This is a genomic window from Sphingobium sp. CCH11-B1 (genome assembly GCF_001556865.1).
Taxonomy (GTDB): Bacteria; Pseudomonadota; Alphaproteobacteria; order Sphingomonadales; family Sphingomonadaceae; genus Sphingobium.
Map to the genome: position 1 here is coordinate 14,976 of NZ_LSJY01000053.1, position 26,677 is coordinate 41,652.

At 65.9% G+C, this 26,677-nt stretch carries 35 protein-coding genes and 1 pseudogene; 18 read left to right on the top strand and 18 right to left on the bottom strand.

The window, feature by feature from the left end:
- Positions 1 to 32: 32 nt before the first annotated feature.
- Both AX724_RS05895 and AX724_RS05900 read right to left on the bottom strand, forming a co-directional pair.
- Positions 33 to 410 (bottom strand): hypothetical protein, encoded by a 378-nt coding sequence (locus AX724_RS05895; protein ID WP_066764326.1) that lies wholly within the window; start codon positions 408 to 410, stop codon positions 33 to 35.
- On the bottom strand, positions 407 to 1,066 hold the full coding sequence (locus AX724_RS05900) for an EI24 domain-containing protein (RefSeq protein WP_066764329.1): 660 nt from the start codon (positions 1,064 to 1,066) through the stop codon (positions 407 to 409). The genes AX724_RS05895 and AX724_RS05900 overlap by 4 nt, the downstream gene beginning before the upstream one ends.
- Before the next feature lie 113 nt (positions 1,067 to 1,179).
- Here AX724_RS05900 and AX724_RS05905 point away from each other — a divergent pair, with 113 nt between their 5' ends.
- Positions 1,180 to 2,184 carry an adenosine kinase gene (locus tag AX724_RS05905; protein ID WP_066764330.1) on the top strand — a complete coding sequence of 335 codons (1,005 nt, stop codon included), beginning with the start codon at positions 1,180 to 1,182 and terminating at the stop codon, positions 2,182 to 2,184.
- A gap of 24 nt (positions 2,185 to 2,208) precedes the next feature.
- Here the strand turns inward: AX724_RS05905 and AX724_RS05910 are convergent, their stop codons facing one another.
- The 3 genes from AX724_RS05910 to tsaD are packed head-to-tail and all read right to left on the bottom strand — an operon-like array spanning position 2,209 to position 5,777.
- Complete coding sequence (locus tag AX724_RS05910; RefSeq protein WP_066764331.1) at positions 2,209 to 3,729, bottom strand: lipopolysaccharide biosynthesis protein; 1,521 nt, start codon at positions 3,727 to 3,729, stop codon at positions 2,209 to 2,211.
- A gap of 45 nt (positions 3,730 to 3,774) precedes the next feature.
- Positions 3,775 to 4,746: an NAD(P)H-dependent glycerol-3-phosphate dehydrogenase gene (locus tag AX724_RS05915; RefSeq protein ID WP_066764332.1), complete on the bottom strand. Its 972-nt coding sequence runs from the start codon at positions 4,744 to 4,746 to the stop codon at positions 3,775 to 3,777.
- Positions 4,743 to 5,777, bottom strand: a complete 1,035-nt coding sequence (tsaD, locus tag AX724_RS05920) for a tRNA (adenosine(37)-N6)-threonylcarbamoyltransferase complex transferase subunit TsaD (protein WP_066764392.1) — start codon at positions 5,775 to 5,777, stop codon at positions 4,743 to 4,745. Before tsaD ends, AX724_RS05915 begins: the two co-directional genes overlap by 4 nt.
- 44 nt (positions 5,778 to 5,821) lie before the next feature.
- On the opposite strand from tsaD, the gene hemC reads away from it, so the two are divergent.
- The 4 genes from hemC (at position 5,822) to AX724_RS05940 (ending at position 9,184) form a co-directional block, all read left to right on the top strand.
- Positions 5,822 to 6,748: a hydroxymethylbilane synthase gene (hemC, locus tag AX724_RS05925; protein ID WP_066764334.1), complete on the top strand. Its 927-nt coding sequence runs from the start codon at positions 5,822 to 5,824 to the stop codon at positions 6,746 to 6,748.
- Positions 6,745 to 7,416, top strand: a complete 672-nt coding sequence (locus tag AX724_RS05930) for a uroporphyrinogen-III synthase (protein ID WP_066764335.1) — start codon at positions 6,745 to 6,747, stop codon at positions 7,414 to 7,416. The genes hemC and AX724_RS05930 overlap by 4 nt, the downstream gene beginning before the upstream one ends.
- A 7-nt stretch (positions 7,417 to 7,423) precedes the next feature.
- Positions 7,424 to 8,317 carry a hypothetical protein gene (locus tag AX724_RS05935; protein WP_231736505.1) on the top strand — a complete coding sequence of 298 codons (894 nt, stop codon included), beginning with the start codon at positions 7,424 to 7,426 and terminating at the stop codon, positions 8,315 to 8,317.
- 120 nt (positions 8,318 to 8,437) lie between these two features.
- Positions 8,438 to 9,184 carry an alpha/beta fold hydrolase gene (locus AX724_RS05940; RefSeq protein WP_066764337.1) on the top strand — a complete coding sequence of 249 codons (747 nt, stop codon included), beginning with the start codon at positions 8,438 to 8,440 and terminating at the stop codon, positions 9,182 to 9,184.
- Here the strand turns inward: AX724_RS05940 and gltX are convergent.
- Together gltX and AX724_RS05950 are read right to left on the bottom strand one after the other, a co-directional pair.
- Positions 9,181 to 10,509: a glutamate--tRNA ligase gene (gltX, locus tag AX724_RS05945; protein WP_066764339.1), complete on the bottom strand. Its 1,329-nt coding sequence runs from the start codon at positions 10,507 to 10,509 to the stop codon at positions 9,181 to 9,183. The genes AX724_RS05940 and gltX overlap by 4 nt on opposite strands.
- The gene (locus tag AX724_RS05950) at positions 10,506 to 12,161 is read right to left on the bottom strand and encodes an NAD+ synthase (RefSeq protein ID WP_066764341.1); all 1,656 of its coding nucleotides are present in this window, start codon (positions 12,159 to 12,161) and stop codon (positions 10,506 to 10,508) included. The genes gltX and AX724_RS05950 overlap by 4 nt, the downstream gene beginning before the upstream one ends.
- Positions 12,162 to 12,278: 117 nt before the next feature.
- Between AX724_RS05950 and AX724_RS05955 the strand changes: the two genes are divergently transcribed.
- On the top strand, positions 12,279 to 13,214 hold the full coding sequence (locus tag AX724_RS05955; protein WP_066764343.1) for a ribose-phosphate pyrophosphokinase: 936 nt from the start codon (positions 12,279 to 12,281) through the stop codon (positions 13,212 to 13,214).
- Between the two features lie 6 nt (positions 13,215 to 13,220).
- Here AX724_RS05955 and AX724_RS05960 read toward each other — a convergent pair whose 3' ends face one another.
- Positions 13,221 to 13,457, bottom strand: coding sequence for a hypothetical protein (locus tag AX724_RS05960; protein WP_066764398.1), 237 nt, complete (start codon positions 13,455 to 13,457; stop codon positions 13,221 to 13,223).
- A 48-nt stretch (positions 13,458 to 13,505) separates the two neighbouring features.
- Positions 13,506 to 13,937 carry a VOC family protein gene (locus AX724_RS05965; protein ID WP_066764344.1) on the bottom strand — a complete coding sequence of 144 codons (432 nt, stop codon included), beginning with the start codon at positions 13,935 to 13,937 and terminating at the stop codon, positions 13,506 to 13,508.
- A 65-nt stretch (positions 13,938 to 14,002) separates the two neighbouring features.
- Here AX724_RS05965 and hisN point away from each other — a divergent pair, with 65 nt between their 5' ends.
- The 6 genes from hisN (at position 14,003) to pheT (ending at position 19,847) form a co-directional block, all read left to right on the top strand.
- Positions 14,003 to 14,815: a histidinol-phosphatase gene (gene hisN / locus AX724_RS05970; protein WP_066764346.1), complete on the top strand. Its 813-nt coding sequence runs from the start codon at positions 14,003 to 14,005 to the stop codon at positions 14,813 to 14,815.
- A gap of 132 nt (positions 14,816 to 14,947) precedes the next feature.
- Positions 14,948 to 15,151 (top strand): 50S ribosomal protein L35, encoded by a 204-nt coding sequence (rpmI, locus tag AX724_RS05975; protein WP_066699836.1) that lies wholly within the window; start codon positions 14,948 to 14,950, stop codon positions 15,149 to 15,151.
- Between the two features lie 14 nt (positions 15,152 to 15,165).
- Positions 15,166 to 15,528 carry a 50S ribosomal protein L20 gene (rplT, locus tag AX724_RS05980; protein WP_007689504.1) on the top strand — a complete coding sequence of 121 codons (363 nt, stop codon included), beginning with the start codon at positions 15,166 to 15,168 and terminating at the stop codon, positions 15,526 to 15,528.
- A gap of 128 nt (positions 15,529 to 15,656) precedes the next feature.
- Entirely contained in the window at positions 15,657 to 16,271 is a 615-nt protein-coding gene (locus AX724_RS05985; RefSeq protein WP_066764348.1) for a LysE family translocator, read from the top strand.
- A gap of 70 nt (positions 16,272 to 16,341) precedes the next feature.
- Positions 16,342 to 17,433 carry a phenylalanine--tRNA ligase subunit alpha gene (pheS, locus tag AX724_RS05990; RefSeq protein ID WP_066764350.1) on the top strand — a complete coding sequence of 364 codons (1,092 nt, stop codon included), beginning with the start codon at positions 16,342 to 16,344 and terminating at the stop codon, positions 17,431 to 17,433.
- On the top strand, positions 17,430 to 19,847 hold the full coding sequence (pheT, locus tag AX724_RS05995) for a phenylalanine--tRNA ligase subunit beta (RefSeq protein WP_066764352.1): 2,418 nt from the start codon (positions 17,430 to 17,432) through the stop codon (positions 19,845 to 19,847). The genes pheS and pheT overlap by 4 nt, the downstream gene beginning before the upstream one ends.
- A gap of 43 nt (positions 19,848 to 19,890) precedes the next feature.
- On the opposite strand, the gene AX724_RS06000 is transcribed toward pheT, so the two are convergent.
- The 8 genes from AX724_RS06000 to AX724_RS23915 are packed head-to-tail and all read right to left on the bottom strand — an operon-like array spanning position 19,891 to position 22,628.
- On the bottom strand, positions 19,891 to 20,130 hold the full coding sequence (locus AX724_RS06000; RefSeq protein ID WP_066764360.1) for a hypothetical protein: 240 nt from the start codon (positions 20,128 to 20,130) through the stop codon (positions 19,891 to 19,893).
- 28 nt (positions 20,131 to 20,158) lie between these two features.
- Positions 20,159 to 20,416, bottom strand: coding sequence for a hypothetical protein (locus tag AX724_RS06005; protein ID WP_066764363.1), 258 nt, complete (start codon positions 20,414 to 20,416; stop codon positions 20,159 to 20,161).
- 28 nt (positions 20,417 to 20,444) lie between these two features.
- The gene (locus tag AX724_RS06010) at positions 20,445 to 20,756 is read right to left on the bottom strand and encodes a hypothetical protein (protein WP_066764365.1); all 312 of its coding nucleotides are present in this window, start codon (positions 20,754 to 20,756) and stop codon (positions 20,445 to 20,447) included.
- Between the two features lie 27 nt (positions 20,757 to 20,783).
- On the bottom strand, positions 20,784 to 21,047 hold the full coding sequence (locus tag AX724_RS06015; protein WP_443018659.1) for a hypothetical protein: 264 nt from the start codon (positions 21,045 to 21,047) through the stop codon (positions 20,784 to 20,786).
- Between the two features lie 52 nt (positions 21,048 to 21,099).
- Positions 21,100 to 21,474, bottom strand: coding sequence for an envelope stress response membrane protein PspC (gene pspC, locus AX724_RS06020; protein ID WP_066764369.1), 375 nt, complete (start codon positions 21,472 to 21,474; stop codon positions 21,100 to 21,102).
- A 1-nt stretch (position 21,475) separates the two neighbouring features.
- On the bottom strand, positions 21,476 to 21,742 hold the full coding sequence (gene pspB, locus AX724_RS06025; RefSeq protein WP_066764371.1) for an envelope stress response membrane protein PspB: 267 nt from the start codon (positions 21,740 to 21,742) through the stop codon (positions 21,476 to 21,478).
- A gap of 3 nt (positions 21,743 to 21,745) precedes the next feature.
- On the bottom strand, positions 21,746 to 22,414 hold the full coding sequence (gene pspA / locus AX724_RS06030; protein ID WP_066764374.1) for a phage shock protein PspA: 669 nt from the start codon (positions 22,412 to 22,414) through the stop codon (positions 21,746 to 21,748).
- A gap of 40 nt (positions 22,415 to 22,454) precedes the next feature.
- Entirely contained in the window at positions 22,455 to 22,628 is a 174-nt protein-coding gene (locus AX724_RS23915; protein ID WP_197421490.1) for a hypothetical protein, read from the bottom strand.
- An 18-nt stretch (positions 22,629 to 22,646) separates the two neighbouring features.
- On the opposite strand from AX724_RS23915, the gene AX724_RS23920 reads away from it, so the two are divergent.
- A complete protein-coding gene (locus AX724_RS23920; protein ID WP_197421491.1) occupies positions 22,647 to 22,805 on the top strand; it encodes a hypothetical protein in 159 nt (52 codons plus the stop codon).
- 8 nt (positions 22,806 to 22,813) lie between these two features.
- Positions 22,814 to 23,833, top strand: coding sequence for a phage shock protein operon transcriptional activator (pspF, locus tag AX724_RS06035; RefSeq protein ID WP_066764377.1), 1,020 nt, complete (start codon positions 22,814 to 22,816; stop codon positions 23,831 to 23,833).
- Positions 23,834 to 23,854: 21 nt separating this feature from the next.
- On the opposite strand, the gene AX724_RS06040 is transcribed toward pspF, so the two are convergent.
- A complete protein-coding gene (locus AX724_RS06040; protein ID WP_066764399.1) occupies positions 23,855 to 24,733 on the bottom strand; it encodes a 3-hydroxybutyryl-CoA dehydrogenase in 879 nt (292 codons plus the stop codon).
- 151 nt (positions 24,734 to 24,884) lie between these two features.
- On the opposite strand from AX724_RS06040, the gene AX724_RS06045 reads away from it, so the two are divergent.
- The 4 genes and pseudogenes from AX724_RS06045 to AX724_RS23290 form a co-directional block, all read left to right on the top strand.
- The gene (locus AX724_RS06045; protein WP_066764379.1) at positions 24,885 to 25,355 is read left to right on the top strand and encodes a YbgC/FadM family acyl-CoA thioesterase; all 471 of its coding nucleotides are present in this window, start codon (positions 24,885 to 24,887) and stop codon (positions 25,353 to 25,355) included.
- Positions 25,352 to 26,056, top strand: a complete 705-nt coding sequence (gene tolQ, locus AX724_RS06050) for a protein TolQ (protein WP_066764383.1) — start codon at positions 25,352 to 25,354, stop codon at positions 26,054 to 26,056. Before AX724_RS06045 ends, tolQ begins: the two co-directional genes overlap by 4 nt.
- Before the next feature lie 34 nt (positions 26,057 to 26,090).
- A complete protein-coding gene (gene tolR, locus AX724_RS06055) occupies positions 26,091 to 26,576 on the top strand; it encodes a protein TolR (RefSeq protein WP_066764386.1) in 486 nt (161 codons plus the stop codon).
- A 9-nt stretch (positions 26,577 to 26,585) separates the two neighbouring features.
- Positions 26,586 to 26,677, top strand: a pseudogene (locus AX724_RS23290) (cell envelope biogenesis protein TolA); the annotation flags it as partial.

Below are 26,677 nucleotides of genomic sequence, written 5' to 3' on the forward strand. Positions count from 1 at the left end.
GGAACTGTACCTGGTTCGGTTGCCGCGCCGACTCACTTCGCCTGCCATGTCGCCGCGCACCCGGCCGGGTCGACATCCGCGCCCGCCGGCGTGCGTGCATCGACATGGGTGACGACCGGCTCCTTCCCCTTGGCCGGGGCATAGAGATAGGCGTCCAGTACGCAGCGTCCGTTGGCGAACTGCAGCTTGCGCACCGTCGTCTCCCTGATGTCCAGCCGGGGCGTGCCGAACAGGCGGGTCAACTCCCTGGCGTCGGACCCGAGCAACGGCCCCTGACGGGTGAAGGCGCTGGCGGGCGGACCGGCGGGCGGCGGCGTATAGCTGGCAGGCGGCACCACCGCCGATCCGCAGGCAGCAAGCAGCGGCAGCGCCAGAACCGGCGCGAGGCGGCGGACGGCACGGAAGGTCATGACGGCGATTTTCGTCCCAGCAGCATGTGCACGGCCATAGCCGCGCTGAAGATCGGCGCAAGCAGGTTGACCAGCGGTACGAGGAAGAGAAGCGCCGAAACGAGGCCGATCAGCCACCGGCTGCCACGTCCGATGGGCGGCAAGGCGGGATGACGCGGCTCGACCAGGTCGGCCATGTCCCGGCCCAGCAGATAGGCGTTGAGCGCCAGGAACAGTCCGACCGTGCCCACACCCGTCACCAGCAGCAGGATATAGGCGGGCAGCGCGAGAAGGTTCCAGCCGATGGCCCGGCCAAGCGAGGCGAGCGCAAGGCACAGGCTGCGCGCCCATCCCATCTGTCGCGCGGCGGCATGGGGATAGTCGGCGCGCTCGACCGCTTCGACGATGTCGTCGGCAAACAGGCTCATCACCGCCATCGCCGTCGCGCGGAACAACAGCCATCCAGCTCCCACGACGACCAGCACCGTCGCCGCCCCTTCGGCCAGCGCGCCGCCGCCGATGTTCAGCCAGACGCGCAGCGCATGGAGCCCCGCCCAAAGCGCGGTCGCCAGCAGCCCGAACAGCAAAAGCGTCAGGATCAGCGTCTTTGCCAGCAGCCGCAGCGCCGCGCCGTGGAAAATGGATGGAAAGGCTTTGAGGGCGGCGGTGAACACCATCGCGCGACTATCCCCCCGCCCGCGCACCCCGTCAATCAGCGCCGTTGCACGCAGCGGCGCGGACAGGTAGGAACGGCGAAATTTTATTCCAGCCATCTGTACAAGGATTTCGCGTGACCGCTTCCGTTCCCGCCACACTCGACGTGGTCGCCATCGGCAATGCCATCGTCGACGTGCTCGCCCGCAGCGACGACGCCTTTCTGGCACAGCATGCGCTGACCAAGGGCGGCATGCAGCTGATCGACGCCACCATGGCGGAAACCCTTTACGCCGACATGCCCCAGGCGAAGGAAATCAGCGGTGGATCGGCCGCGAACACGCTTGCTGGCCTTGCGGCGCTGGGTAAGAAGTGCGGCTTCATCGGCCAGGTCAATGACGACCAGTTGGGCACGGTGTTCGCGCATGACGTGCGCGCGCTCGGCATCCGCTTCGACACGCCGGCCATGCAGGGCGACGTGCCCACCGCCCGCTGCCTGATCCTCGTCACGCCCGATGCGCAACGGACGATGAACACCTTCCTGGGCGCGTCGCAATTCCTGCCGGAAGCCGCGCTCGACCTCGACATGATCCGGTCTGCCGGCATCCTCTATCTCGAAGGCTATCTCTGGGACCCTGAACAGCCCCGCGCTGCGATGCGGGCGGCGATCGACGCTGCCAAGCAGGCGGGCCGCAAGGTCGCCTTCACCCTGTCGGACAATTTCGTGATCGACCGGCACCGGGCCGACTTCATCGACCTGATCGACCAGGGCCTGATCGACATCCTTTTCTCCAACGAAGGCGAAATCCGTTCGCTGGCCCAGCGCGACGATGTCGAGGCCGCGCTCGCCTGCTTCGCCAACAAGGTGCCGGTGCTGGTATCGACCTGCGGCGAACGCGGCGCGGTGGCGATCGTGGACGGCGTCCGCTACGAAGCGCCCGCCGCGTCGGTGGATCGCATCATTGACACCACCGGCGCGGGCGATCTGTTCGCGGCCGGCTTCCTGGCAGCGCATATCGAAGGCCGGGGCGTCGGCGACTGCCTGGCGCTCGGTGCGGCGGCGGCGGCGGAAGTAATCTCGCACTGGGGCGCGCGGCCGGAAGACGACCTTGGCGTCATCCGCGATCGCCTGTTCGCCTGAGCTTAAGAACGGAGGGCGGCTGTCCTACGCCGCCTTCTGCCGCCTGAAGAGGGTGCGATCCTCCGGACCGAAGCCCCAGCGCCAGATGACCACGCCATAGGCGCCTAGGATCGCCCAGATCCCGACCGCCAGTTCCACCCACTCGAAGCGCGGCGGCAGCGCGACGAAGGCGGCGCCGACGATACAGGCGACCCCGGCCGCGCTCAGCAGCGGCCAGCGCCAGGCATTGATCGGCGCGTCCAGCAGGCGGGACAGGAGCCGCGCCTTGACGAATGCCCCCAACCCCAGCGCGATGCACAGCGCCAGAGCCGGGGCCGCGGCGATCCACAGCACCGGCAATTCCATCTGCCGCGCCACCAGGATCAGGACGAAGCTGAACCCGGCCTGGAAGGCGATCATGACCAGCGAGATCATCAGGTTGCGATGGCGGGCGATATAGACCAGCGCCGATTCGCTCACCACCGCCGTCGCCGCCACCACTTCGGCCAGCAACAGGAAGGCGAGCGCGCCGGTGCCGCCGACGAAATGCGGTCCGACAAGGCCCATCACCGCCTCCCCCGGTATCCCGAGCGCGAGCGCGATCCCGGCCTGCGCGGCGATGATCCAGAACCCCACCTGGCTCACCTGCCGGGCGATGGCGGCCAGATTGTTTTCGGCGAGGTTGCGGGTGATGACCGGGCCGAGGATGGGATCGAAGCTGGTTTTGAGCTTCTGCGGCAGCGACGCGACCTGCTGCGCGACATAGTAGATGCCGATCGCCGCCGGCCCGACGAACAGCCCCAGGATCGCCATGTCGAGCCGCCGCGATCCCCATTCGACGCCATCGGCGGCGGCAAGCGGCAGGTTGCGCCGCGCCAACCGCCACAGGCGACGTGCGTCCGGCCGCCATCCGCGCGGCAGCCCATAATGGCGGGCCACGGGAATGAGCGAGGCAACCAGCGCGGCGATCATTGAAACGGCGTAGGAGAGGATCAGACCGTCCCGCGTCGAATAGAAGGCGAAGGCGAAGGCGCCGATGCTGATGGCCCATGGCTCGATGATGGAGCGCGCGCGCACGGTCGCGCCAACGTCGAACCGGTATGCGCAGGCCGCAAGCGCGACATCCGATCCGGCGACCGCGATCACCACCAGCGCCAGCAGGCGATCAAGGCCGTTGATGCCGCTGTTCGGGAACATGGCTTGGGGAAAAGCAATGAGGATGCCCGCGCCGATCAGCGTCGCCAGGAAGGTGACGGCCATAGCGTCCGTTACGACATGCGCGTGCGGCCTTTCGGTCTGCGCGAGTGCCCCGGCAAGGCCGCGCTTGAGGCCCAGCGTCGCGATCTGCGCGACGAATTCGACCACCAGCACCGCATAGGCGAACCGGCCGAGCGCGTCCGCGCCATACCAGCGGCCGGCGATGAACAGGAAGGGCAGGCGCGCCGCCAGCCGCAGCAGGAATCCGAACACATTGGTCCGGCCGCCCTTCGCCAACGCCGCGATATCGCCGCCATCGTCGGGCAATGTGCGATCCGTCGCCGTAAGGGGCTGCTGGGCCTGGGTCATGGCTGCGGGTTGGTTCTAGGCAAGTTCGGCTTGGCGCGCGATGGATTATTCGGGCCGCAACGGCCGGGCAAGCAGCGCGTCGATCACCTGGGCCAGCGATGCCGCTTCGGTAAGCAATGCGCATACTGCCTCCGCCACGGGCATTTCCACACCGGCGGCGCGAGCCGCATCGCGCAGCACGGGCGCGGTATGCGCCCCTTCCGCAACGGTGCGGCGGTTGGCCAGCAGCGCGGTTGCGCTGCCGCCCTCGCCCAGGCCCTTGCCCAGCGAGAAGTTGCGCGAATTGGTGGAGGAGCAGGTGAGCACGAGATCGCCAAGGCCTGAAAGGCCACCCAACGTTTCCGCTCGCGCGCCACGCGCCAGGCCGAATCGGGTCATTTCCGCAAAACCGCGGCTGATGAGCGCGGCGCGCGCGTTGAGGCCAAGGCCCGCGCCTTCCGCGACCCCGCATGCGATGGCCAGAACATTCTTGACCGCGCCGCCGATCTCCGCGCCGATGACGTCGTCCGACAGATAGGGCCGAAAGGACGGGCGGGCGATGCGGGCGGCGAGGCGCTGACCCAACGCCTTATCCTCGCAGGCGAGCGTGATCGCGGTGGGCAGACCCTTCGCCACCTCATGCGCGAAGGTGGGGCCGGACAGCACGGCAATAGGCGAACCCGGCTGCGCCTCCTGCGCCACCTCCGACATCAGGAGACCGGTGCCCGCTTCTATCCCCTTCGAACAGAGCAGGAGCGGCACCCCGGCGGGCGCCTGCGCCAGCACCTTACGCAGATGTTGCGCCGGGCTGACGACCAGCAACAGGTCGCAGGCGGCAAGATCGGCCATGGCACCGGTCGCGCGGATGGATGTCGAAAGCGGGATGCCGGGCAGATAGAGCGGGTTTTGCTGCGTCCCGTTTATGGCGTCGACCACCTCAGGCTCCAAGGCCCACAGCAGGACGCCCTGCCCATCGCCGGCCATCAATTGCGCCAGAGCCGTGCCCCATGCGCCCGCGCCGATGACTCCCGCCCTCATGCTTTCACTCCCGCTCCGCGCGCCTTTTCCGCCGCCGGGTCGAGCGGCCAGCGTGGCCGGGCGGGAACGGTCAGGTCATCCACCAGCCCGGCCGCAAAGCGTTCCGCACCCGCCCAGGCGATCATGGCCGCATTGTCCGTGCAAAGCCAGAGCGGCGGAGCGACGAAGGGAAGGTCGTAACCCGCCGCGAGCCGTTCCAGCGCCGCGCGGATCGGCCCGTTAGCCGCAACTCCGCCCGCCACGACCAGTGCGGTGACACCTTCTGCCCGCGCCAGCGCGCGGCGGGTCCGGTCGACCAGGCAGTCGATCACGGCCTGCTGAAAGGAAGCGGCGATATCCTGCATCGCATATTGTCCGGACTGGGCAGCGCGCATCACTGCGCTCTTCAGGCCAGCGAAGGAGAAATGCGGTTCGGCGGTCCCGACCAGCGGGCGCGGCAGCGGGACCGCCTTCGGATTGCCTTCCTTTGCCGCCTTCTCCACCTGCGGTCCGCCGGGATAGCCAAGGCCGAGCAGCTTGGCCGTCTTGTCGAACGCCTCGCCCGCGGCATCGTCGATCGTCGTCGCCAACCGGGCATAGTCGCCCGGACCTTTCACCAGCAGCAACTGGCAATGGCCGCCCGACACCAGCAGCAGCAGATAGGGGAATTGAAGGGTCGGATCGGCCAGCCGGGGGGAAAGGGCGTGACCCTCCAGATGATTGACCGCGACCAGCGGCTTTCCGGCCGCATGGGCGAGCGCCTTTCCGGTGACCAGGCCGACCATCACCCCGCCGATCAGGCCGGGGCCCGCCGTCGCCGCGATCACATCCACATCGGCCAGCGTCATCTCCGCATCCGCCAGGGCAGCCTCGACCAATGGCGTGAGCGCCTCGACATGGGCGCGAGCGGCGATTTCCGGCACGACGCCGCCATAGGGGCGGTGCGCTTCTTCCTGGGTCGCCAGACGATGGGCGAGGACGCGGCCATCAGCCGTTACCAGCGCAGCGGCGGTTTCATCGCAGCTCGATTCCAGGCCAAGGATGATGGTCATTGCCGCTTCCATCTAGTGCCGCTGGACATTAGAGCAAGCCGCATATGCTTTTCACCCACAGACCGTTGCGCCTGGGCACCAGGGGATCGCCTTTGGCACTGGCGCAGGCGCGCATGGCAGCGCAGGCCCTGGTCGACGCCCATGGATGGACGGACACCGCCATCGAAATCGTCCCCGTGCAGACCAGCGGCGACAGGATCCAGGATCGTGCCCTTGCGGACATCGGCGGCAAGGCGCTGTGGACCAAGGAACTGGATCGTGCACTGGGGGCGGGCGAGATCGACTTTGCCGTGCACAGCATGAAGGATGTGGAGACGATCCGGCCGGACGCCTTCCGCATCGCCGCGATGTTGCCGCGCGCCGACATGCGCGACAGGCTGATCGGTGCGGAGACGTTCGGCGATCTGCCGGCCCATCCCCTGATCGGCACCAGTTCGCCCCGCCGCGCGGCGCAGGTGATGCGGCTGCGTCCCGATGCGACCATCACCCTGTTCCGCGGCAATGTCGCCACCCGCCTTGCCAAGCTTGCGGCGGGCGAAGTGCATGCAACGCTGCTGGCGGCGGCGGGCCTCGACCGGCTGGACCAGCAGGGGATCGGCGTTGCCATGCCCGTAGAGACGATGCTGCCGGCCCCGTCGCAGGGCGCCGTGGGGATCGAGACGCTGGCCGGCAATGACACAGTGGTTGAGGCTCTGGCGGCGATCAATGACCGGGACACGTTCGATTGCGTGATGCTTGAGCGGGCGTTGCTCAAAGGGTTGGGCGGCACCTGCCACTCGCCGATCGCCGCGCTCGCCGTGATCGAGGGCGACAGGCTGTTCCTCCGCGCGGAAATCATCAGCCCGGACGGCGGCGAAACCGTGCGAGAAGAAACGCGACTGGCGCGAGGCGACCTGCACGGCGGCGAAGCGGTAGGCCAGGCCCTGCTCGATCGCGCCAGCCCCACGCTGCGCACCTTGTTCGAGGGGTGAGGCAGGTCGTCATCCTGCGGCCGGAGCCGGGTGCCAGCCGGACGGCGGCAAAGGCAAGAGCACTGGGGCTGGAGCCCGTGCTGTTGCCGCTGTTCGCGCCGGAACCCTTACCCTGGAACCAGCCGGCCGCCGACGAATTCGACGCACTGCTGCTAACCAGCGCGAATGGCGTGCGGATGGCCGGAGCGGGTTTGGACAGATATCGCATCCTGCCGGCCTATGCCGTCGGGGAGGCAACGGCCCAGGCTTTGCGGGACGCGGGCTTTGCCGATGTGACTGCCGGAACAGGTGACGGTAATGCCATCGCGGCACGCGTGCGCGCGGATGGTCGCCGGCGCGTGCTGCATCTGGCCGGCACCACGGTCGCGCCGATGGACATAAGCGGCCTGTCCGTCAGGCGCATCTCCGTCTATTCCATGGCCAGCCTGATATCAGAGCGGATACCGACAGAACAGGCAGGCGCAGATGCCATCCTGCTCGTCCATTCTCCGCGCGCTGGAGAAAGGCTGTCCATGCTGCTGCCGCCGGCCCGGCGAAACGGCCTGCATGTCGTCGCGATCAGCGCCGCGGCGCTGGCCGCCAGTGGCGACGGCTGGGCAAGCGGCCATGCCGCCGCGAGGCCGGACGATGACGAGATGCTAGCCCTTGCGCGCCGATTATGCGAATGACGGGTCAATGACAGGCGAAAGGGTCGGCATGAGCGAGGAGGATGGGGCTGAAAGCGTCGGCGCGACGCCTCCGCCCGCACCACGGCGGAATCTGTTGCCGGTATTGATCCTGCTGCTGCTCGCCTTCGCCCTGGGCGTCGCGCTGACCGTCTGGGCCTGGCCGTATATCCAGCGTCAATGGGGAGAGCGGCCGCCGGCCGCGACGACGCCCGCCGCCACTGCTCCGGCAGCATATCCCGCGCCCGCCGCGCGTCCGTTGACCGCCGGAACCGCGCAAATGCTGGACGGGCGCGTCGTGCAGCTGGAAGAAAGGCTGAACCGCATCACGGTCGAGGCGCAGGCTGCATCCGGCAACGCCGCGCGCGCCGAGGGCCTGCTGGTCGCCTTTGCCGCCCGCAGGGCACTCGATAGCGGGGCTCCGCTGGGATATATCGAAGGCCAATTGAGACTGCGCTTCGGCCAGGCGCAGCCCCGCGCGGTCGCGGCCATCATCAATGCAGCCCGCAACCCGATCACGCTGGTCGATCTGCGTGCCGGCCTCAACCAGATCGCCGACGAGGTCACAAAGAGCCCGGCGACGGCGGATTGGTGGACGGCGCTGGAACATGAGGCGCGCCAGCTGGTTTCCATCCGCAAGGAAAGCACGCCATCGCCCCGGCCTGAAATCGCGATGGATCGCGCCTTGCGCTACATCGACGCAGGCCGCGTCAATGCCGCCTTGGCCGAGGTGGAGCATATGCCCGGACGGGCAGCCGCCGATCGCTGGATACAGGCGGCACGGCGGTACATGGAAGCGCGCCGCGCGCTGGACCTGATCGAGACGGCGGCGATATTGGAGCCGCGTCAATTGCGCGGGACCGAAGGCGCTGCCATCAGTCAGACGTCGCCGCTCGCCCCCTGACCTTTCCGCTGTCACAAACGACGAACTGTTTGGCGCATGCGTTGAAACCGGTAGACGGTCGGCGCGTTTGTCACGACAATGTCATCTTTGCCCGTTGCGGGATCAGGGAATTTCATCGTCGTGCCGCCTTACGCCCAAGCCGTCAGCAGTTTCTGGAAGGATCGCCTCGCACCCGGACCGCGTGCCGCGACCTTGCCGCCGGTGCAGCAGTTGCTGGGCAACTTGTCGATGCCGTTCGACCTGGCGCGCACGCGTGCGCAGGCGGATGATTTGGCGACGCAAATGCGCGGCGATGGGCGGCCCGTCCTGCTGATCCCGGGGTTGATGGCATCCGAACAGCGGATGGGATGGTTGCGCCATATCCTGAGCGCCGGCGGCTATCGCGCCCACGACTGGGGCATGGGCCGCAATTTCGGTCCCCGCCCGGACAGTCTGACCAGGATCGACGCCCGCTTGGATGCCATACGCCAAGAGCGGGACGAGCCGGTCACGCTGGTGGGATGGAGCCTGGGCGGCCTCTATGCGCGGGAATATGCCAAATTCGCGCCTCACAAGGTCGCCGGTGTCGTCACATTGGGCACGCCCTTTTCCGGCGATCCCCGCGCTAACCATGCCTGGAGGCTCTATCAGCTCGTATCGGGTTTTCCGGTCGATCGCCCCCCTTTCCCCTGCACGCGCGAGGAAAAGCCGCCCGTCCCCACAGTGGCGCTGTGGTCGCGACGCGACGGCGTGATCCTGCCGGAATGCGCACGCGGGCGTGCCGGAGAGCGTGACAAGGCGATCGAAGTCGATTGCACCCACATGGGGTTCGCTGCGGCGCCCGAAGGTATCGCCGCTGTCGGCCGGGCATTGGCTGCAATCGCCTAGGCCGAAAGCCGCCTGATCGCTTCCGCCTTCCCGATGAGTGGCAGCAGCTGCGCCATGTCGGGGCCGTGGTCGAGCCCCGTGAGCGCGCGGCGGAGCGGCAGGAAGATCGCCTTGCCCTTCCGGCCGGTGCTGTCCTTCAGCGCGCCGGTCAGATTGCGCCAGATGTCGGCGTCGAATGGCGCGTCCGCCAGAATATCGCGCGCTGCGTTCAGAAAGTCGCGGTCCTCCGGGTCGGATTGAGGCCCGTCGATCGGGCCGGTGACGATACGCCACCAATCGGCGACACCCGCCACCGTTTCGAGATTGGGACGGATCGCGTGCCACGCCGCCTCGTCCATGCCTTCGGGCAGGCGATCCGCCACTGCGTCGTAGGGCAGCAGATGCACGATCTTCTGGTTGAGGGCCGCAAGCTCGCCCTCGTCGAAACGGGCCGGCGCACGCCCGAAATGGGCGAAGTCGAAGCTCTCGACCAGCGGGGCCAGATGCGCGAAAGGCTCGATCGGCTGCGAACTGCCGAGGCGGGCGAGCAACGAGGCGATGGCCATGGGCTCCAGCCCTTGCTCGCGGAAATGGGCGACCCCGAGCGAACCCAGCCGCTTCGACAGCTTGCCCTCTGCACCGGTCAGGAGCGCTTCATGCGCAAAGGACGGGATGGGCGCGCCAAGCGCTTCAAACATCTGGATCTGCGTCGCGGTGTTCGACACATGATCCTCCCCCCGCAGGACATGGCTTATCCCCATGTCGATATCGTCGATCACAGAGGGGAGCAGGTAGAGCCAGCTGCCGTCGCTGCGGCGGACGACAGGATCGGACAGCAGCTTCGGATCGAATCGCTGTTCACCGCGGATCAGGTCCGTCCACACAATGGGGCGATTATGATCCAGCCGGAAGCGCCAATGCGGCGACCGACCTTCTGCCTCAAAGGCTGCGATTTGATCGGCTGTCAGTGAAAGGGCGGCGCGGTCGTAGACCGGCGGCAAGCCCCGCCCCAGCAATATCTTGCGACGCAGGTCCAGTTCCTGCGCCGTTTCATAGGCAGGATAGACGCGGCCCGCCGCCTTCAGTGCCGCGAAGCGCGCCTCATAGAGGGCGAAGCGATCCGACTGTTTTTCTTCCCCGTCCCACTGCAAGCCGAGCCAGGCGAGATCGGCCTTGATCGATTCGGCATATTCGATGCGGGAACGCTCAAGGTCGGTGTCGTCGAGACGCAGCAGAAATTTGCCGCCGGACTTGCGCGCCCACAGCCAGTTGTGCAGCGCGGCGCGGATGTTGCCGACATGAAGATGGCCGGTGGGCGACGGGGCAAAGCGGGTGATGACGGTCATAGGGTGCGAAACGCGTTGGTGATGGGATAGCGGCGGTCGCGGCCGAAATTGCGGATGCCCAGCTTCACGCCCGGAGGCGACTGGCGGCGCTTATATTCGGCAACATGAAGCAGACGCTCGATGCGGGCGACGGTGTCGCGATCAAAGCCGCGCGCGACCAGTTGCTCGACCGACAGTTCCTCCTCGACCAGGCCGTAGAGGATCGGGTCCAGCACTTCATAAGGCGGCAGGCTGTCGTCATCCCGCTGGTTGTCGCGCAATTCGGCGCTGGGCGGCTTGGTGATGACGCGGTCCGGCATGACCGGCCCGGCGGGCCCGAGGCCCGGCGACGAAGCTTTCCCGTTGCGCCAGCGCGCCAGATCGAACACAGTCGTCTTATAGGCGTCCTTCAGCACCGAATAGCCGCCCGCCATGTCTCCATAGATGGTGGCATAGCCCACCGACATCTCGCTCTTGTTGCCCGTCGTGAGCAGCATGTGCCCGAACTTGTTGGAGAGCGCCATCAAGGTCACGCCGCGGATGCGCGACTGGATATTTTCTTCGGCAAGGTCGCGCTGGCGGCCATCGAAAGCCGGGGCGAGCATGGCGTCGAAGGCGCCGACCGCAGGTTCGATCGCGATGGTGTCATAGCGCACACCGAGCAGGCGCGCGCATGCCACCGCGTCTTCGAGGCTGTCGCGGCTGGTAAAGCGCGAAGGCATCATCACGCACCAGACCCGGTCCGGCCCCAGCGCGTCGACGGCGACCGCAGCCGAAAGTGCGGAATCGATCCCGCCCGACAGGCCCAGCACAACGCCGGGAAAGCGGTTGCGGTCGATATAGTCGCGCAGGCCCAGCAGCATCGCATTGTAGATGTCGGCCGGCCGTTCATCGAGCGCGTGGCGTTCGCCGGGCAGGCAGGTCCAGCGGCCTTCCCGCTTCTCCCACAGGGTGAGGGTCAGCGCCTCTTCCCAGTCGGGCAGCTGGTGCGCGATGGAAAGATCGCCATTCATCACGAAGGATGCGCCATCGAAGACCAGTTCGTCCTGCCCGCCGACGCGATTGAGATAGACGAGCGGCAGGCCGGTTTCCCGAACGCGAGTACCGGCAACGGCATTCAGGCGGCGGTCGTCCTTGTCCACTTCGAACGGGCTGCCATTGGGGCTGATGAGCAGTTCCGCGCCCTGCGCCTTCAAGTGCGCGGTGACGAACGGGAACCAGATATCCTCGCAAATAGGAACGCCTATCTTGACGCCGCGAAAGTCGATCGGGGCTGGAAACGGGCCGGGCGCGAACAACCGCTTTTCGTCGAATGTCCCATAATTGGGCAGTTCCCGCTTCTGCCGGATGGTGGTGACCGCGCCCCCTTCCAGCAGGGCGACGACGTTGAACAGGACGCCCTGCGATGCGACCACCGTCCCCACCAGCATGGCCGGGCCACCGTCCGCGGTGGCCCGTGCCAGGCGATCCAGTTCCTGATTGGCGCGATCCACAAGCGCGGGCTTCAGCACCAGATCCTCGGGCGGGTAGCCGATCAGCTGGAGTTCGGGATAGACGATGAGATCCGCGCCGCTCGCCCGTGCGCGCCAGTCCAGCATGGCGTCGGCATTGGCGGCAAGGTCGCCCACGGACTGGGTCATCTGCGCCAGCGCGATCACGAGTTTATCGGTCATGCCGGCCCCCTAGTCCATTTTGAAGGCGGGCGCAAAACGCCTTTCCAGCGCTCCCAAGCGCCGCTAAAGGGGCCGCGTCTCGCGCACTGTCATCCTTTCGTCACGGGGTTTTTCGCCATGAAACTCATGACCGGCAATTCCAACAAGCCGCTCGCCGCGGCAATCGCCGATTATATCGAAATCCCCCTGACCGACGCCAGCGTCCGCCGCTTCGCCGACGAGGAAGTTTTCGTGGAAATCCATGAGAATGTCCGGGGCGAAGATGTGTTCGTGATCCAGTCGACGGCCTATCCGACCAACGACAACCTTATGGAGCTGCTGATCATGATCGATGCGCTCAAGCGCGCGTCGGCCAAGCGAATCACAGCGGTCGTCCCCTATTTCGGCTATGCCCGGCAGGATCGGAAGCCCGGCCCGCGCACGCCGATCAGCGCGAAGCTGGTGGCAAACCTCATCACCACGGCGGGCGCCGACCGCGTGCTCTCGGTCGATCTGCATGCCGGGCAGATCCAGGGCTTTTTCGACATCCCGACCGACAATCTGTTCGGCGCGCCGGTGATGTCGGCCGACATCCAGGCGCGTTTCGGCGACCGCAACATCATGGTCGTGTCGCCGGACGTCGGCGGCGTCGTGCGCGCCCGGGCGTTGGCCAAGCGCCTGGATAACGCGCCTCTCGCCATCGTCGACAAGCGCCGCGAACGGGCGGGCGAATCGGAAGTCATGAACATCATCGGCGATGTGAAGGGCCGCTTCTGCATCCTGATCGACGACATCGTCGATTCGGCGGGCACGCTCTGCAACGCGGCGGGTGCACTCAAGGCCGCGGGCGCCGAGGAAGTGGTCGCCTATGTCAGCCATGGCGTGCTGTCCGGCGGGGCAGTGGCGCGGGTGGAAGCGTCGGACCTCCTAGAACTGGTCATCACCGATTCGATCCAGGGCACGGACGCGGTCAACAACGCCAAGCATATCCGCCACCTGCCGATCGCCCCCTTGCTCGGCGAAGCGATCAAGCGGATCGCGGACGAGAGTTCGGTGTCGAGCCTGTTCGACTGAACAGTGTCAGGCGGCTGGGAGCAGAATGAGCGGCACGGCGAGGATCAGGGCGAGGCCGGCGACGATCCGTTGACCGCGCGAAACCCCCATGGGCTTTTCGTGCCAAAGCATTGGACAGGCAAGGACGGCGAGACCGATCAGCAGATTGGATAGCGCGGTCGATCCGCCGATGGGGAGATCCTGCCGCAGCGCGAGGCCGCCGAAAAGCGCCGCGAAACTCAATATCCAACCGACCAGCGCCATGTTCATCCCTTTCCAGACGCAGGCTAGAACGGTCGGGTTGCGGAAGATTTAATGCGTTAGGGGTGCCCAGGGATCATAGCTGCCGAAGCTCCAGATATTCCCTTCGGGATCGAGCGCTTCATAGCCGCGCCCCGGATAGCCTTCATTATCGTGCGGCTCGTTCACCACCACCGCGCCGGCGTTACGCGCACGCAGGCAATGGGCGTCCGGGTCGTTCACCACCACATAGATGCATGTGGTCGCCCCTCCCAAGGCACGCGGCGTCGACCAGCTGTAGAGCGATTCGGTTTCGCCGTCGCGGACGCTTCCCAGCATGACCATGCCCGTACCCAGTACCAACTGGGCATGATGGATGATCGTGGAATCGACGTCGTCGGCATAGATGGCATGCCGGTCGAAACCAAAGGCGTCGCACAGAAATTCGATGGCGGCCGGCGCGTCGGTATAGCGCAAGCCAGGGATGACGGGCGATCCTGTCATGATCCTCTCCTCATGTTCCGTTCGCAAGGGTAGCGCAAAGCCCTCTCAGCGGCTAGGCGTCCGACATGACCACCCGTGACGATCTGGCCCTCGCCAACCGCCTTGCCGATGCCGCCGGCGCGGCGATCCGTCCCTTTTTTCGGGCACGCTATGACGTGGAGGTGAAGGCGGACAAGTCGCCGGTGACGGAGGCCGATCGCGCCGCTGAGGCAGCGATCCGTGCGATCCTGGAAAAGGAGCGGCCGGGCGACGGCATCGTGGGTGAGGAATATGGATCGGTGCGCACCGATGCCGAGCGGGTGTGGATTCTCGATCCGATCGACGGGACGCGCAGCTTCATCGCCGGGCGGCCGATCTTCGGCACGCTGATCGCGCTGACGCAAGGGGGCTGGCCGACCATCGGCATCATCGACCAGCCAATCGCGCGCGAACGCTGGGCGGGCATGAGCGGCCAGCCGACGACCTTCAACGGCAAGCCGGTGCGGACCCGCACCTGCCGCGTCCTTGAGGGCGCGGGGATCGCCACGACCAGCCCGCACCTGTTCGCCGACGGCGATGTGGCGCATTATATGGCGCTGGTCGCCGCCGTGTCGGGCGGATCGCCGCGGCAGGGGCCGGTTTATGGCGGCGACTGCTATAATTATGGGCTGCTGGCGTCGGGCTTCCTCGACATCGTGATCGAATCGGGGCTGCAAAGCTATGATTTCGCGGCGCTGGTGCCGGTTGTCGAAGGCGCGGGCGGGCGGATGTGCGACTGGAACGGCGAGCCGCTGACGGCGGACAGCGAAGGCCATGTGCTGGCGCTGGGCGATCCGGCAAGGCTGGAGGATGTGCTCGAAGCGCTGCACGCCGAAGACCACGACCATCATCATTCTTGAGCAGCGCCGAATCGCTTGCCTTTTGACGCTCAGCCCACTAAGGGCCGCCCTTCGCGATATTCGGAAGAACCGCCCGGCTAACTAGGGCTGCCGTGGCTGTTCGTAATCGTCGCGCTGAACAAGGAGACGAAAATGCCCAAGATGAAGACCAAGAGCGGTGTGAAGAAGCGCTTCAAGTTCACCGCCACCGGCAAGGTCAAGCATGGCGTCGCTGGCAAGCGTCACCGGCTGATCAGCCACAATGCGAAATATATCCGTCAGAACCGCGGCACGTCCGTCCTGTCGGACGCCGATGCCGGTCACGTGCGCCTCTGGGCGCCGTACGGCCTGAAGTAAGGAGGGCCTGACCCATGGCACGTGTCAAGCGTGGTACGACCACGAAGGCGAAGCATAAGCGGATTCTGGATCAGGCGAAGGGCTATTATGGCCGTCGCAAGAACACCATCCGCATCGCGCGCCAGGCCGTCGAAAAGGCCGGCCAGTACGCCTATCGCGACCGTAAGGTGAAGAAGCGGACCTTCCGTGGTCTGTGGATTCAGCGCATCAACGCCGGCGTCCGCGCCGAGGGCCTGACCTATTCGCAGTTCATGCATGGCCTGAAGCTGGCCGGCGTGGAGCTGGACCGGAAGGTTCTGGCCGACATCGCGATGCACGAGGGCGAGGCGTTTAGCGCCATCATCGCCCAGGCGAAGGCTGCGCTGCCGGCGGCCTGAGCCGGATCGATCGCAAGATCGTCCAAAGGGGCGCCGGGGCAGATGCCTTCGGCGCCCTTTTTGTTTTCGCTCGACGTCCGTTCGTTGCGGACGGACGGATGAGGTAACCGCTTCGGAAGGAGCACCCCATGTCGCTGCATCTCTGGTGGATTTACGTCACGGCGGTTTTCCTGATTTCGGCCACGCCCGGCCCCAACATGCTGCACGTCATGACGCAGAGCATCGCCCATGGCCCGCGCAAGGCGCTGTCCACCATGGCCGGATTGATGAGCGCGGTGCTGCTGTGTCTGGTCGCGTCGGCACTGGGACTGGGCGCGCTGCTGAAGGCTTCGCCCCGCCTGTTCGACCTGCTGCGCTACGCGGGCGTCGCCTATTTGATCTGGCTGGGCGTCAAAGCGTGGCGTGCGCCCGTTGGCGGCGGCGCGACGACACGGCCCGTGCGATCGGACCGGGCGCTTTACGCGACGGGTTTGCTCACCGGCCTGTCCAACCCCAAGCTCATCATCTTCGCCGCGGCGCTCTTCCCCCAGTTCATCGTGCTCGATCGGCCCTTCTGGCTTCAGCTTGGCATCCTGATCGGCAGCTTCGTGGTGATCGAGAGCTTCTGGTACGGCGCCTATGCGCTGGGCGGCGCGCGGCTGGCCCGCTGGCTGGAACCGGCAAACCGGCAGAGGCTGTTCAATCGGGGAACGGGATTGCTGTTCATCGGCTTTGGCGGCGCGTTACTGGGGGCAAGAGCCTGACCCTTCCCTTGCGCCGCCCGGCCCGTTAAGGCGCGCCATGGTTCCGCCATCACAGGCTTCGAGAAGATAGATGACCGAAATTAGCGCACTGAAAGCCGGCCTGATCGCCGACATCGACGCCGCCGACACGCTGGACGCGCTGGAGGCGCTGCGGGTGGGATCGTTGGGGAAAAGCGGGGTGGTCACCGGCCTCCTCAAGACGCTGGGCCCCATGTCGCCCGACGAGCGGCTGGAAAAGGGACCGCCGATCCAGGACCTGCGCGAAAGCGTGACGGCCGCGTTGGCGCAGAAGAAGGCGATGCTGGAGCAGGCGGCGCTCGATGCGCGGCTCGCTTCGGAAAAGGTCGACATGACGCTACCTGCCGATCCCGTGCCGCAGGGCAGCGTCCATCCGGTCAGCCAGGTGATGGACGAGCTGGCGGAAATTTTCGCAGACCTCGGTTTTTCGGTCGCCACCGGGCCGGAGATCGAGGACGACTGGCACAATTTCACCGCGCTTAACATTCCCGAGACGCACCCGGCGCGGGCGATGCACGACACTTTCTATTTCCCCGATGGAGAAGACGGGAAAAAGATGCTGCTGCGCACCCACACGTCGCCCGTGCAGATTCGCACGATGATGACGCAGGAACCGCCGATCCGCATCATCGCGCCCGGCCGCGTCTATCGTAGCGACAGCGACGCGACCCACACGCCGATGTTCCACCAGATCGAAGGGCTGGTGATCGACAAAGGCATCACATTGGGCCACCTCAAATGGACGCTGGAAACCTTCCTCAAGGCGTTTTTCGAGCGCGAGGATATCGTCCTGCGGCTGCGGCCAAGTTATTTCCCCTTCACCGAGCCGTCGGTGGAGGTCGATGTCGGCTATACGCTGATGAACGGCCAGCGCGTGATCGGCGGCGACGGCGATGCGGCTGATGGCGGTTGGCTGGAGGTGCTGGGCAGCGGCATGGTGAACCGCCGCGTGATCGAGGCATGCGGCCTCGACCCCGACGAGTGGCAGGGCTTTGCCTTTGGCACCGGCGTCGACCGGCTTGCCATGCTCAAATATGGGATGAACGACTTGCGCGCTTTCTTCGACGGCGACCTTCGCTGGCTGCGCCATTACGGCTTCTCGGCGCTGGACGTGCCGACGCTGAGCGGAGGAGTGGGCGCATGAAGTTCACCCTGTCCTGGCTCAAGACGCATCTCGCCACCGACGCGGACCTGCCGACGATCCTCAAGACGCTGAATGCCATTGGCCTGGAGGTCGAGGGCGTCGAGAATCCGGCGGAGAAGCTGGGCGCGTTCAGGATCGCGAAGGTCCTGACCGCGCAGCGGCATCCGCAGGCGGACAAGTTGCAGGTGCTGACCGTCGATCATGGCGACGGAAACCCGCTCCAGGTCGTGTGCGGCGCGCCCAATGCGCGCGCTGGCCTTGTCGGCGTATTCGGGGTCGAGGGTGCGGTCGTGCCGGTCAACGGCATGGTGCTCAGGAAGACTGCGATCCGCGGTGTCGAATCCAACGGTATGATGTGCAGCTACCGCGAACTGGAACTGGGCGAGGATCATGACGGGATCATCGAACTGGCCGACGACGCGCCGGTTGGACAGTCCTATGCGCAATGGGCGGGCCTCGACGATCCGGTGATCGACGTGTCGGTGACGCCCAATCGGCAGGACTGCATGGGCGTGCGCGGCATCGCGCGCGATCTGGCCGCGGCGGGCCTTGGCACGCTGAACGCCATCATCGTGCCGGAGATCGCCGGCACAGGCCCCGGTCCTGAGGTGCGGATCGAGGACGCGGAGGGTTGTCCGGCCTTTTACGCCCGCGTGGTGCGCGGCGTGAAGAACGGCGCATCGCCCGACTGGATGGCGAAGCAGCTGAAAGCCATTGGCCAAAAGCCGATCAGCGCGCTGGTGGACATCACCAACTATATCATGATCGACCTGGGGCGGCCGCTACACGTCTATGATCTGGGGACGCTCAAGGGCGGTCTGGTCGCGCGGCGCGGGCGGCAGGATGAGCAGGTGCTGGCGCTCAACGGCAAGACCTACATTGTCGACGAGACCATGACCGTCATCGCCGACGATGAAGCGGTACACGATATCGGCGGCATCATGGGCGGCGAACATTCAGGCGCGCAGGAAAGCACGACCGACGTGCTGATCGAATGCGCCTATTTCACGCCGGAACGGATCGCCGTCACGGGGCAGAAGCTGGGCCTTACTTCCGACGCGCGCGGGCGGTTCGAGCGCGGGGTCGATCCGGCCTTCCTCGACGACGGCTTGTCCATCGCCACTTTCCTGGTGACGCACCTGTGCGGCGGCAGCCCGAGCGAGGCGACCCGCGCAGGCGCACCGCCGCTGACCGCCAAGGTCGTGGACTATGCGCCCGAGCGCTGCGTCGCGCTGGCCGGCGTGGACGTGCCCGCCTATGAGCAACAGCATATTCTGGAGCAACTCGGCTTTGGCGTCGCGATAGAGACGTCGTCGGTCGAATATCAGGACGGGATGCCGGTGAGCACGCCAGCGCGATGGCAGGTGACCGTTCCCAGTTGGCGACGCGATGTCGACGGCTGGCCGGACATCGTCGAGGAAGTGGTGCGGATCGTGGGCCTGGACCAGGTGCCCTCCACGCCCCTGCCCCGCCTGCCCGGCGTTGCCCGACCCACCGCCACGCCCGAACAGCTGGTCGAACGCCGGGTTCGGCGCACGGCGGCGGCGCGCGGCCTGGCCGAAGCGATCAACTGGTCCTTCATTTCGGAGAAGGAAGCAGCGAGCGTTGGCGGCGGCCACTGGACTCTGGCCAATCCGATCTCGGAAGAGCTGAAAGTGATGCGGCCCTCGCTGCTGCCCGGCCTGCTGGCGGCAGCGGCGCGCAACATGGATCGCGGCGCGGCGTCCGTCCGCCTGTTCGAACTGGGTCGCCGTTATTTCGCGCAGGGCGAGCGGGCCACGGTCGGCTTCGTGCTGGCGGGGGAGAAGAGCGCGCGCGGATGGCGTTCCGGCAAGGCGCAGCCGTTCGACGCGTTCGACGCGAAGGCCGAACTGCTCGCGCTGCTGGCGGGCGCGGGCGCTCCGGTCGCCAATCTGCAGAATTTCGGAGAGGCGTCGGGAGCATATCATCCTGGCCAGTCCGGAACGCTCCGGCTTGGACCCAAGGTCGTGCTCGCCGAATATGGCGTGCTGCATCCCAGCCTCGCGCGGACCTTCGACCTGACGGGCACGGTCGTCGCTGGCGAAATCTTCCTGGACGCCATTCCCGCCAAGCGGAAGAGCGGCTTCATGCGCCCGCCTTATGCACCACCGGCGTTGCAGGCGGTGAAGCGCGACTTCGCCTTTCTGGTCCCGGCCGATGTCGAGGCCGACGCGCTGGTCCGTGCGGTGCGCGGCGCTGACAAGAAGGCCATTACGGACGTCCGACTGTTCGACCTGTTCGTGGGGCCGGGCGTCGAGGAGGGTTACAAGTCGCTGGCTGTCGAAGTGACCCTGCAGCCGGGGGAAAAAAGCTTTGCCCAGGAAGAGCTGGAGGCGATCAGCGCCGCTATCGTCAAGGCCGCGCAAAAACTGGGAGCCAGCCTGCGGGGATGACCCCCTGCGGCGGGCGCGATCCTGAACCGCGCCCGCCGGAGCTTTAAAGGTCCACCCCGGCGGCGATCGCCTCGAGCTTGCGGATCCGTTCCTTAAGGTCCGCCACCTCGATACGGGCGGCGGCCGATGGCGGGGCGCCGACGTCGCCCTGCCCATGGCGGACCAGTTCCGCCCGCTTGAGGTCGAGCCAGCCGTTCCAGCCGCGCAAGGCCGCGACGGCGATGATAGCGACGCCGGCAAGGCTGGTCGTCGCCAGGATCAGATAAACATAAGGGTCCTGCATAAATGCCTCCCAGCCCGGATGGCGTGCTTCAATCGCCGTTCCGGAGCTTTTCGAATTCGCGTTCCAGAGCGGTGTTGCTGTCGGTGGCGAGCCGTTCGAGCACGGCCACGCGGTCCTTGAGCGCCTTGACCTCGGCGCGAAGCCGTTCGGCCTCCGGGTCGGGACCACGCTGGATCAGCGTTTCGCCCTTGCCGTGGCGCACGACGCCGAACTTGGCCTGCAACACACGCGATATCGCGACGATGGCCACGATGAGAACGACCATGGTGAATGGATTGTCGATCATTGCATATATCCCCTAATGACCTGCGCGCTCAGTTGGCGGGGCCGCGCAGCCTTTCGATTTCATGATTGAGCTGGTGGCTTTCGTCAGTGACGATGCGTTCGACCACGGCAAGGCGATCCTTCATCGACCCGACCTCGGCGCGGAGCTGGGCATTTTCCTGGCTGAGCAGCTTGATCCGTTCGACCATTTCCTCGTCCTTGCGGGGATAGACCGCTTTGCCCCAGCTATTTTCCAGCGGATAGCCATGTTTGATGCGCAGCCAGGTGGTGAATATCCAGCCGCCGATGGCCAGCGCACCGAGCAGCAGCGCGACCGGCGCGAAATTGCCTAACTGAGACATTGTCCGTAACTCCCTTGCGCGACCGGCTCAGCGCAGCGCGTCGATTTCGCGGGCGGTGCGAAGGGCGGGATCGGTGGCGATCCTCTCCAGCACGGCGATCCGTTCCTCAAGGCGGCTGATGCGGCCATTCAGCTTTTCGTTTTCGCTTGATAAAAGGTCGATTTTTCGACCGGCGTCCGGATCGGTTCGATGAACGGTGTTCCCGTTTTCGCCCGTCACCGGATAACCGTGCTTCGCTTTGATCCAGGTGTTGAGCACCGAACCAAGGGCCACCGAGACGCAGACGAGCACGGGAAGAAGCCAGGACCATTGCATCTTCATTCTCCCTGTCGGACGCCTGCGATCAGCGCAGGCTGTCGATTTCCTCAGCCAGGCGGGTGTTGCGGCTGGTGTAGTAGATTTCGATGTCGGCCAGGCGCCGGTCGATGTCGCGGAACTTCGCCCGCACGTCACGGGTGGAGCGCGCCGGGTTGGCCCGCACGCCCTGCCAGAATTTCTGGTCGTCCCGGTCGGTATAGAGGCCTGAGGGCTTGTTGTCGGCGATCACGCCGATCGCAAAATAGCCGAGCAGCGTCCAGCCGATGATGAAGAAGGACAGGAACATCGCGACCCGAACCCAGACCACGTCGATCCCGGTATAGTCGGCGATGCCGGAGCACACGCCCATGACCTTGCCATTAGCCTTGTCGAGGTAGAATTTTGTGCGGCGGGCGCTCATGTCAGTTCCTCCGGTCGAAGCTATAGTCGTCCGTCTCCTGCGGACGCGAAGGGCGGAAATCGGGATTGTCGGCAGCGACGATCCGCTCGACCGTCTGCAGCCTTTCCTCCAGCCGCCGGGCGAGAAGGTGGAGTTCGTCCAGCAGCTTCTCGTCCTCGTCGGTGATCTTGGGGGCCTGCTTCCATTTGGTGACATAGTGGAAGATCAGCCAGGGCATGCCGATGAACAGCATGCCGCAGATCATGATGGGCAGGAACACGTCCTCCATGGATCAGGCTCCCCTATTCATGCTGGCCTTGAGCGCCGCGAGTTCGGCATCGACCTTGTCGGAGGTCCTCAATTCGGCGATTTCCTCTTCCAGCGTCTTGGGCTGCTGGCCCAGGTTCATGGCGTCGGCCCGCCCTTCGGCAATGTCGGCGCGGCGTTCCAGCATGTCGAAACGGGCAAAGGCTTCGTTGACCTTCTCGCCGGCATAGGCTTCACGGACGCGCAGGCGATTTTCGGCGCTCTGCATCCGCGTCACGATGCTGTTCTGCCGGGCGCGCGCCTCGCGCAGCTTGGCCTGCAACTTGGCGATGTCGGCTTCCGAAGCGGCCAGCGCCTCGTCAAGCGTCTCGATCTCGTGACCCAGTTGCTCGGCCATGTCGGCGGCCTTCTGCTTTTCGACCAGCGCCGCCTTCGCAAGATCATCGCGGTCCTTGCTGAGCGCAAGCTGCGCCTTTTCCGTCCAGCTGTCCTGCAGCGCAGTCAGCTTCGCGATATGGCGGCGCATCTCCTTCTGGTCGGCAATGGTGCGGGCGGCGGATGCGCGCACCTCGACCAGCGTCTCCTCCATTTCGAGGATGATCATGCGGATCATCTTCGCCGGGTCTTCCGCCTTGTCCAGCAAGTCGGTCACGTTGGCGGCGATGATGTCGCGGGTGCGGGAGAAAATGCCCATTTTAACGTCACTCCTGGTCGTATCTGTTCGAACCGCGTCCTTACGCAAGATAGCGCGAAGGGGCGGCCATGTCGTGGCTTGCGAGCGCGATGGATTCGCTGGCGCGGGCCGGTCCGACGGCCGAAAGGATCATGGTCGATCCAAACAGGACGGCGGCAACGGCGACCGACATCAACTGGCCGATTTCGCGAACGCTGTCGGTGGTCTTTTCCATTGTCTTGCTCCCTGAACCTTGGCCTTCATGTGGTTCCGCATGTCGTTGCGGATTGCCCAAAGCATTGCAGAGGGCGTGCCAAATCGTGGAAAGGCTCAAAAATCCGACGATTTCCGGCTGGTTCAGCAGCCCCGCACCAACATCGCACTTGCCAAGGAGTGGGATATTTCACCATAAGTTGGCGCATGGAGAAAAATACGCAGTTTGTTGGTCAAAGCTTCGCCTTCCTCGACGCGGTCGAGCAGGCGGGGCGCGCGGCGGAACTCAACCGCCCGGTGCTGGTCATCGGCGAGCGCGGCACGGGCAAGGAGCTGATCGCCGAGCGCCTCCACCATCTTTCTCCCCGCTGGGGCGAGCCGCTGATCGTCATGAACTGCGCCGCTCTTCCTGAAACCCTCATCGAAGCGGAGCTTTTCGGCCACGAGCAGGGCGCCTTCACCGGCGCGACCAAGGCGCGGCCGGGACGGTTCGAGGAAGCGGACGGTGGCACGCTTTTCCTCGACGAACTGGGCACGCTGTCGATGGCGGCGCAGGAACGGCTGCTGCGCGTGATCGAATATGGCGAAGTGACGCGGATCGGCGCATCGCGACCAGTGATGGTGGATGTGCGGATCGTGGCGGCCACCAACGAGGATCTGCCGGCCGCAGCGGATGCCGGGCGCTTTCGCCCGGACCTTCTCGATCGGCTGAGCTTCGAAGTCATCACCCTGCCCCCGCTGCGCGCGCGGGAGGGCGATGTCGCCGTGCTGGCCAATCATTTCGGACGCCGCATGGCGGCCGAACTCAACTGGCCTCAATGGCCGGGCTTCAGCGCGGCCTGCGCAGCGGAGCTTGAGGGGCATGGCTGGCCAGGCAATGTACGCGAACTGCGTAACGTGGTGGAGCGGGCGGTCTATCGCTGGGACGAACCGGCCAAGCCCATCAGCCGCATCACCTTCGACCCCTTCGCCTCCCCCTGGAAGCCCAGGCCGCTGATGCCCAAGGTGGAGGAGGCGGCAGCCTCCCCCGCCTCTACACCCAGTCCGGCAGCAGCGTTCGAGGATATCAGCGATCTGCGCGCCGCGGTCGATGCGCATGAGGCGGCGATCATCCGCACGGCGCTGGAGCGGTTCCGCTACAATCAACGCGCGACCGCCAAGGGGCTGGGCCTCACCTATGACCAGTTGCGCCACTGCATGAAGAAGCATGGGCTGAGCGCGGGGTAAAGACCCGCGCCCAATATCCTCTCAGCGGGTCGGCACCGGTTCAGGCCCCGAATAGTCGTAGAAGCCCTTGCCGGTCTTGCGGCCGTACCAGCCAGCCTCGACATATTTGACGAGAAGAGGCGCGGGCCGATATTTGGGATCGCCCGTGCTGGTCAGCAGCACCTTGCAAATTTCAAGACAGGTATCGAGCCCGACGAAATCCGCGAGGGTCAGCGGGCCCATCGGATGGTTGAGGCCGAGCCTGATGCCCGTGTCGATGTCCACCACGCCCGCGACGCCTTCGCCCAAGGCAAAGATCGCTTCGTTGAGCATCGGCATCAGCACGCGGTTCACGATAAAGCCGGGCGCGTCGAAGGCGTGGACCACCACCTTGCCCAGACGCTGCGCGAAGGCTTCGATCGTCGCGACGGTTTCCGGGCTGGTGCCGAGGCCGCGAATGACCTCGATCAGGCCCATGACTGGCACCGGGTTGAAGAAATGAACGCCAACGAAGCGCGCCGCGTCCGGCGCGGCCTGCGCCAGGCGGGTGATCGGGATGGAGGATGTGTTGCTGGCGAGGATGGCGTCTTTCGCCAGCAGCGGCCCGACATTGCCGAAGATGGTGCGCTTGATGTCCTCGCGCTCGGTCGCGGCCTCGATCACCAGCTGCGCGCGCGCCAGCGGCGCGATGTCGCCCACCGCCTCGATCCGGCCCAGCGCCGCGTCGGCATCGGCCTGCGTCATCTTTTCCTTTTCGACCGCGCGCGCCAGCAGCTTTGCGATGCCGGCCTTGCCCTTTTCCGCGCGGGGAAGGTCGATGTCGGAGAGGATCACATCATAGCCGGCCTGCGCCGCCACCTGCGCGATGCCCGCGCCCATTTGACCGGCGCCGATCACGCCCACCGTCCTGATATCGGTCATATCCGCTCGTTCCTCTTCCTGCGAGTCATCCTGCTGCCCCCCGTAGCGCGACAAGGCCGGCGCGGCCAGCCGAGAGTCCTGCGCCGACAGACGGTGGGCAAAAGCCATTTCCCGCTTTGCGCAAGGACACAGCCATGGTTAAAAGCCGGCCATGTTCCTGCCCGAACCGATGCCAGCGCCAGCCAGCGGACGCTTCGTCGCCGCCGTGCATCATTTCCCGCTGCGCATCTATTTCGAGGATACGGACCTGTCCGGCCTGGTCTATCACGCCAATTATCTGCGCTATATGGAGCGGGCGCGATCCGACATGCTGCGTATCGCCGGGATCGACCAGCGCAGCGAGCATGAGGGCGGCAGCGGCGTCTATGCGGTGACGGAACTCAACATTCGATACCGGCGCCCCGCTCGGCTGGACGATGACCTGATGGTGGTCAGCCGCGTGACCGACGTCCGCCCGACGCGCTGTTCCATTCAGCAGTCAGTCATGCGCGGCGACGAAGAACTGACCCACGCCGACATCAGCGTGGCCTGGCTGACGCCGCAGGGCCGCCCGCAGCGCCAGCCCAAGGCGTGGACCGACATATTCAATCGCCTTTGCCAAGGGGAAGACATCCACCCATGACCCTCAACCTGCCCGCCGGCGCGATGGCCGACGCCGCGACCCTGTCTCCGCTCGCGCTGTTCCTCCAGGCCGACATCGTCGTAAAAGGCGTGATGATCGGACTGCTGCTGGCCAGCATCTGGACCTGGGCGATCATCATCGGCTTTTCCGTGATGCTGCGCAAGGCAAGCAAGGAAAGCCGATCGTTCGAAGCCGATTTCTGGAAGGCCGAGGATATCGATCGCTTCTACGAAACGCGCGGCAAAGCGGCGTTTCCGGCAGCCAAGGTGATGGCGGCGGGGGTCACCGAATGGCGGCGGTCTACCGCGCAGCGCGTGATCGATCGCGACGGCACGCGCGACCGCCTGTCCACCGCCATGTCGAGCGCGATCGGCGGAGAGGTGGATCGCCTGTCCGACCGGCTCAACATCCTGGCCACGATCGGATCGGTCGCGCCCTTCGTCGGCCTGTTCGGCACCGTCTGGGGCATCATGCGGGCCTTTACCTCCATCGCGGCGGAGCAGAATAGCAGCCTTGCGGTGGTCGCGCCCGGCATTGCCGAAGCGCTGTTCGCGACCGCGATCGGGCTTTTCGCGGCGATCCCGGCGGTCATCGCCTACAACCGTTTCAGCCATGGCATCAACAGGCTGGAATCCACGCTGACCCGCTTCGCCGACGGTTTCTACGCGACGCTGAGCCGCGAGTTGGAGGCGCAGCGATGAGCGTTGGGGCAGCCGTGACGGGAGCGACGCGATAATGGCGATGTCCGGGCCTCCTTCGGGCCGGCGGGGGCGCGGGCGCGCGCCGATGGCCGATATCAACGTGACGCCGCTGGTCGATGTCATGCTGGTGCTGCTGATCATCTTCATGGTGACGGCGCCGTTACTGGTGACTGGCGTGCCCGTGAACCTGCCGGAAACGCGCGCCAAGGGGCTGGACGCAGACGTCAAACCGACGGTGGTGTCGATCGACCGGGACGGCGGTCTGTTCATTGACGATGCGCAGATCAGCGATGCCGACCTGCCCGATCGCCTGGCCGAGATCATGTCGGCCAATGCCGGCAAGGCGGAGCCGCCGCAAATCTTCCTGCGCGCCGACACCGCGCTGGATTATGGGCGGGTGATGCGCGTCATGGGCGAACTCAACCGCGCCGGCCTCAACAAGGTGGCGCTGGTGAGCACAGGCGGCCATGACGATGCGGCGCAGGTCGACGTCAGCGGCGGTTCAGGGCAGGAGCCTTAGGTCGGTCCTATGGAGCGTTCGGAAAAGATCGGCCTGGGCGTCGCGACGGCGGGGCATGTCCTGCTGTTCGGGCTGCTGTCTGCCGGTTTCCTGGCGACGCC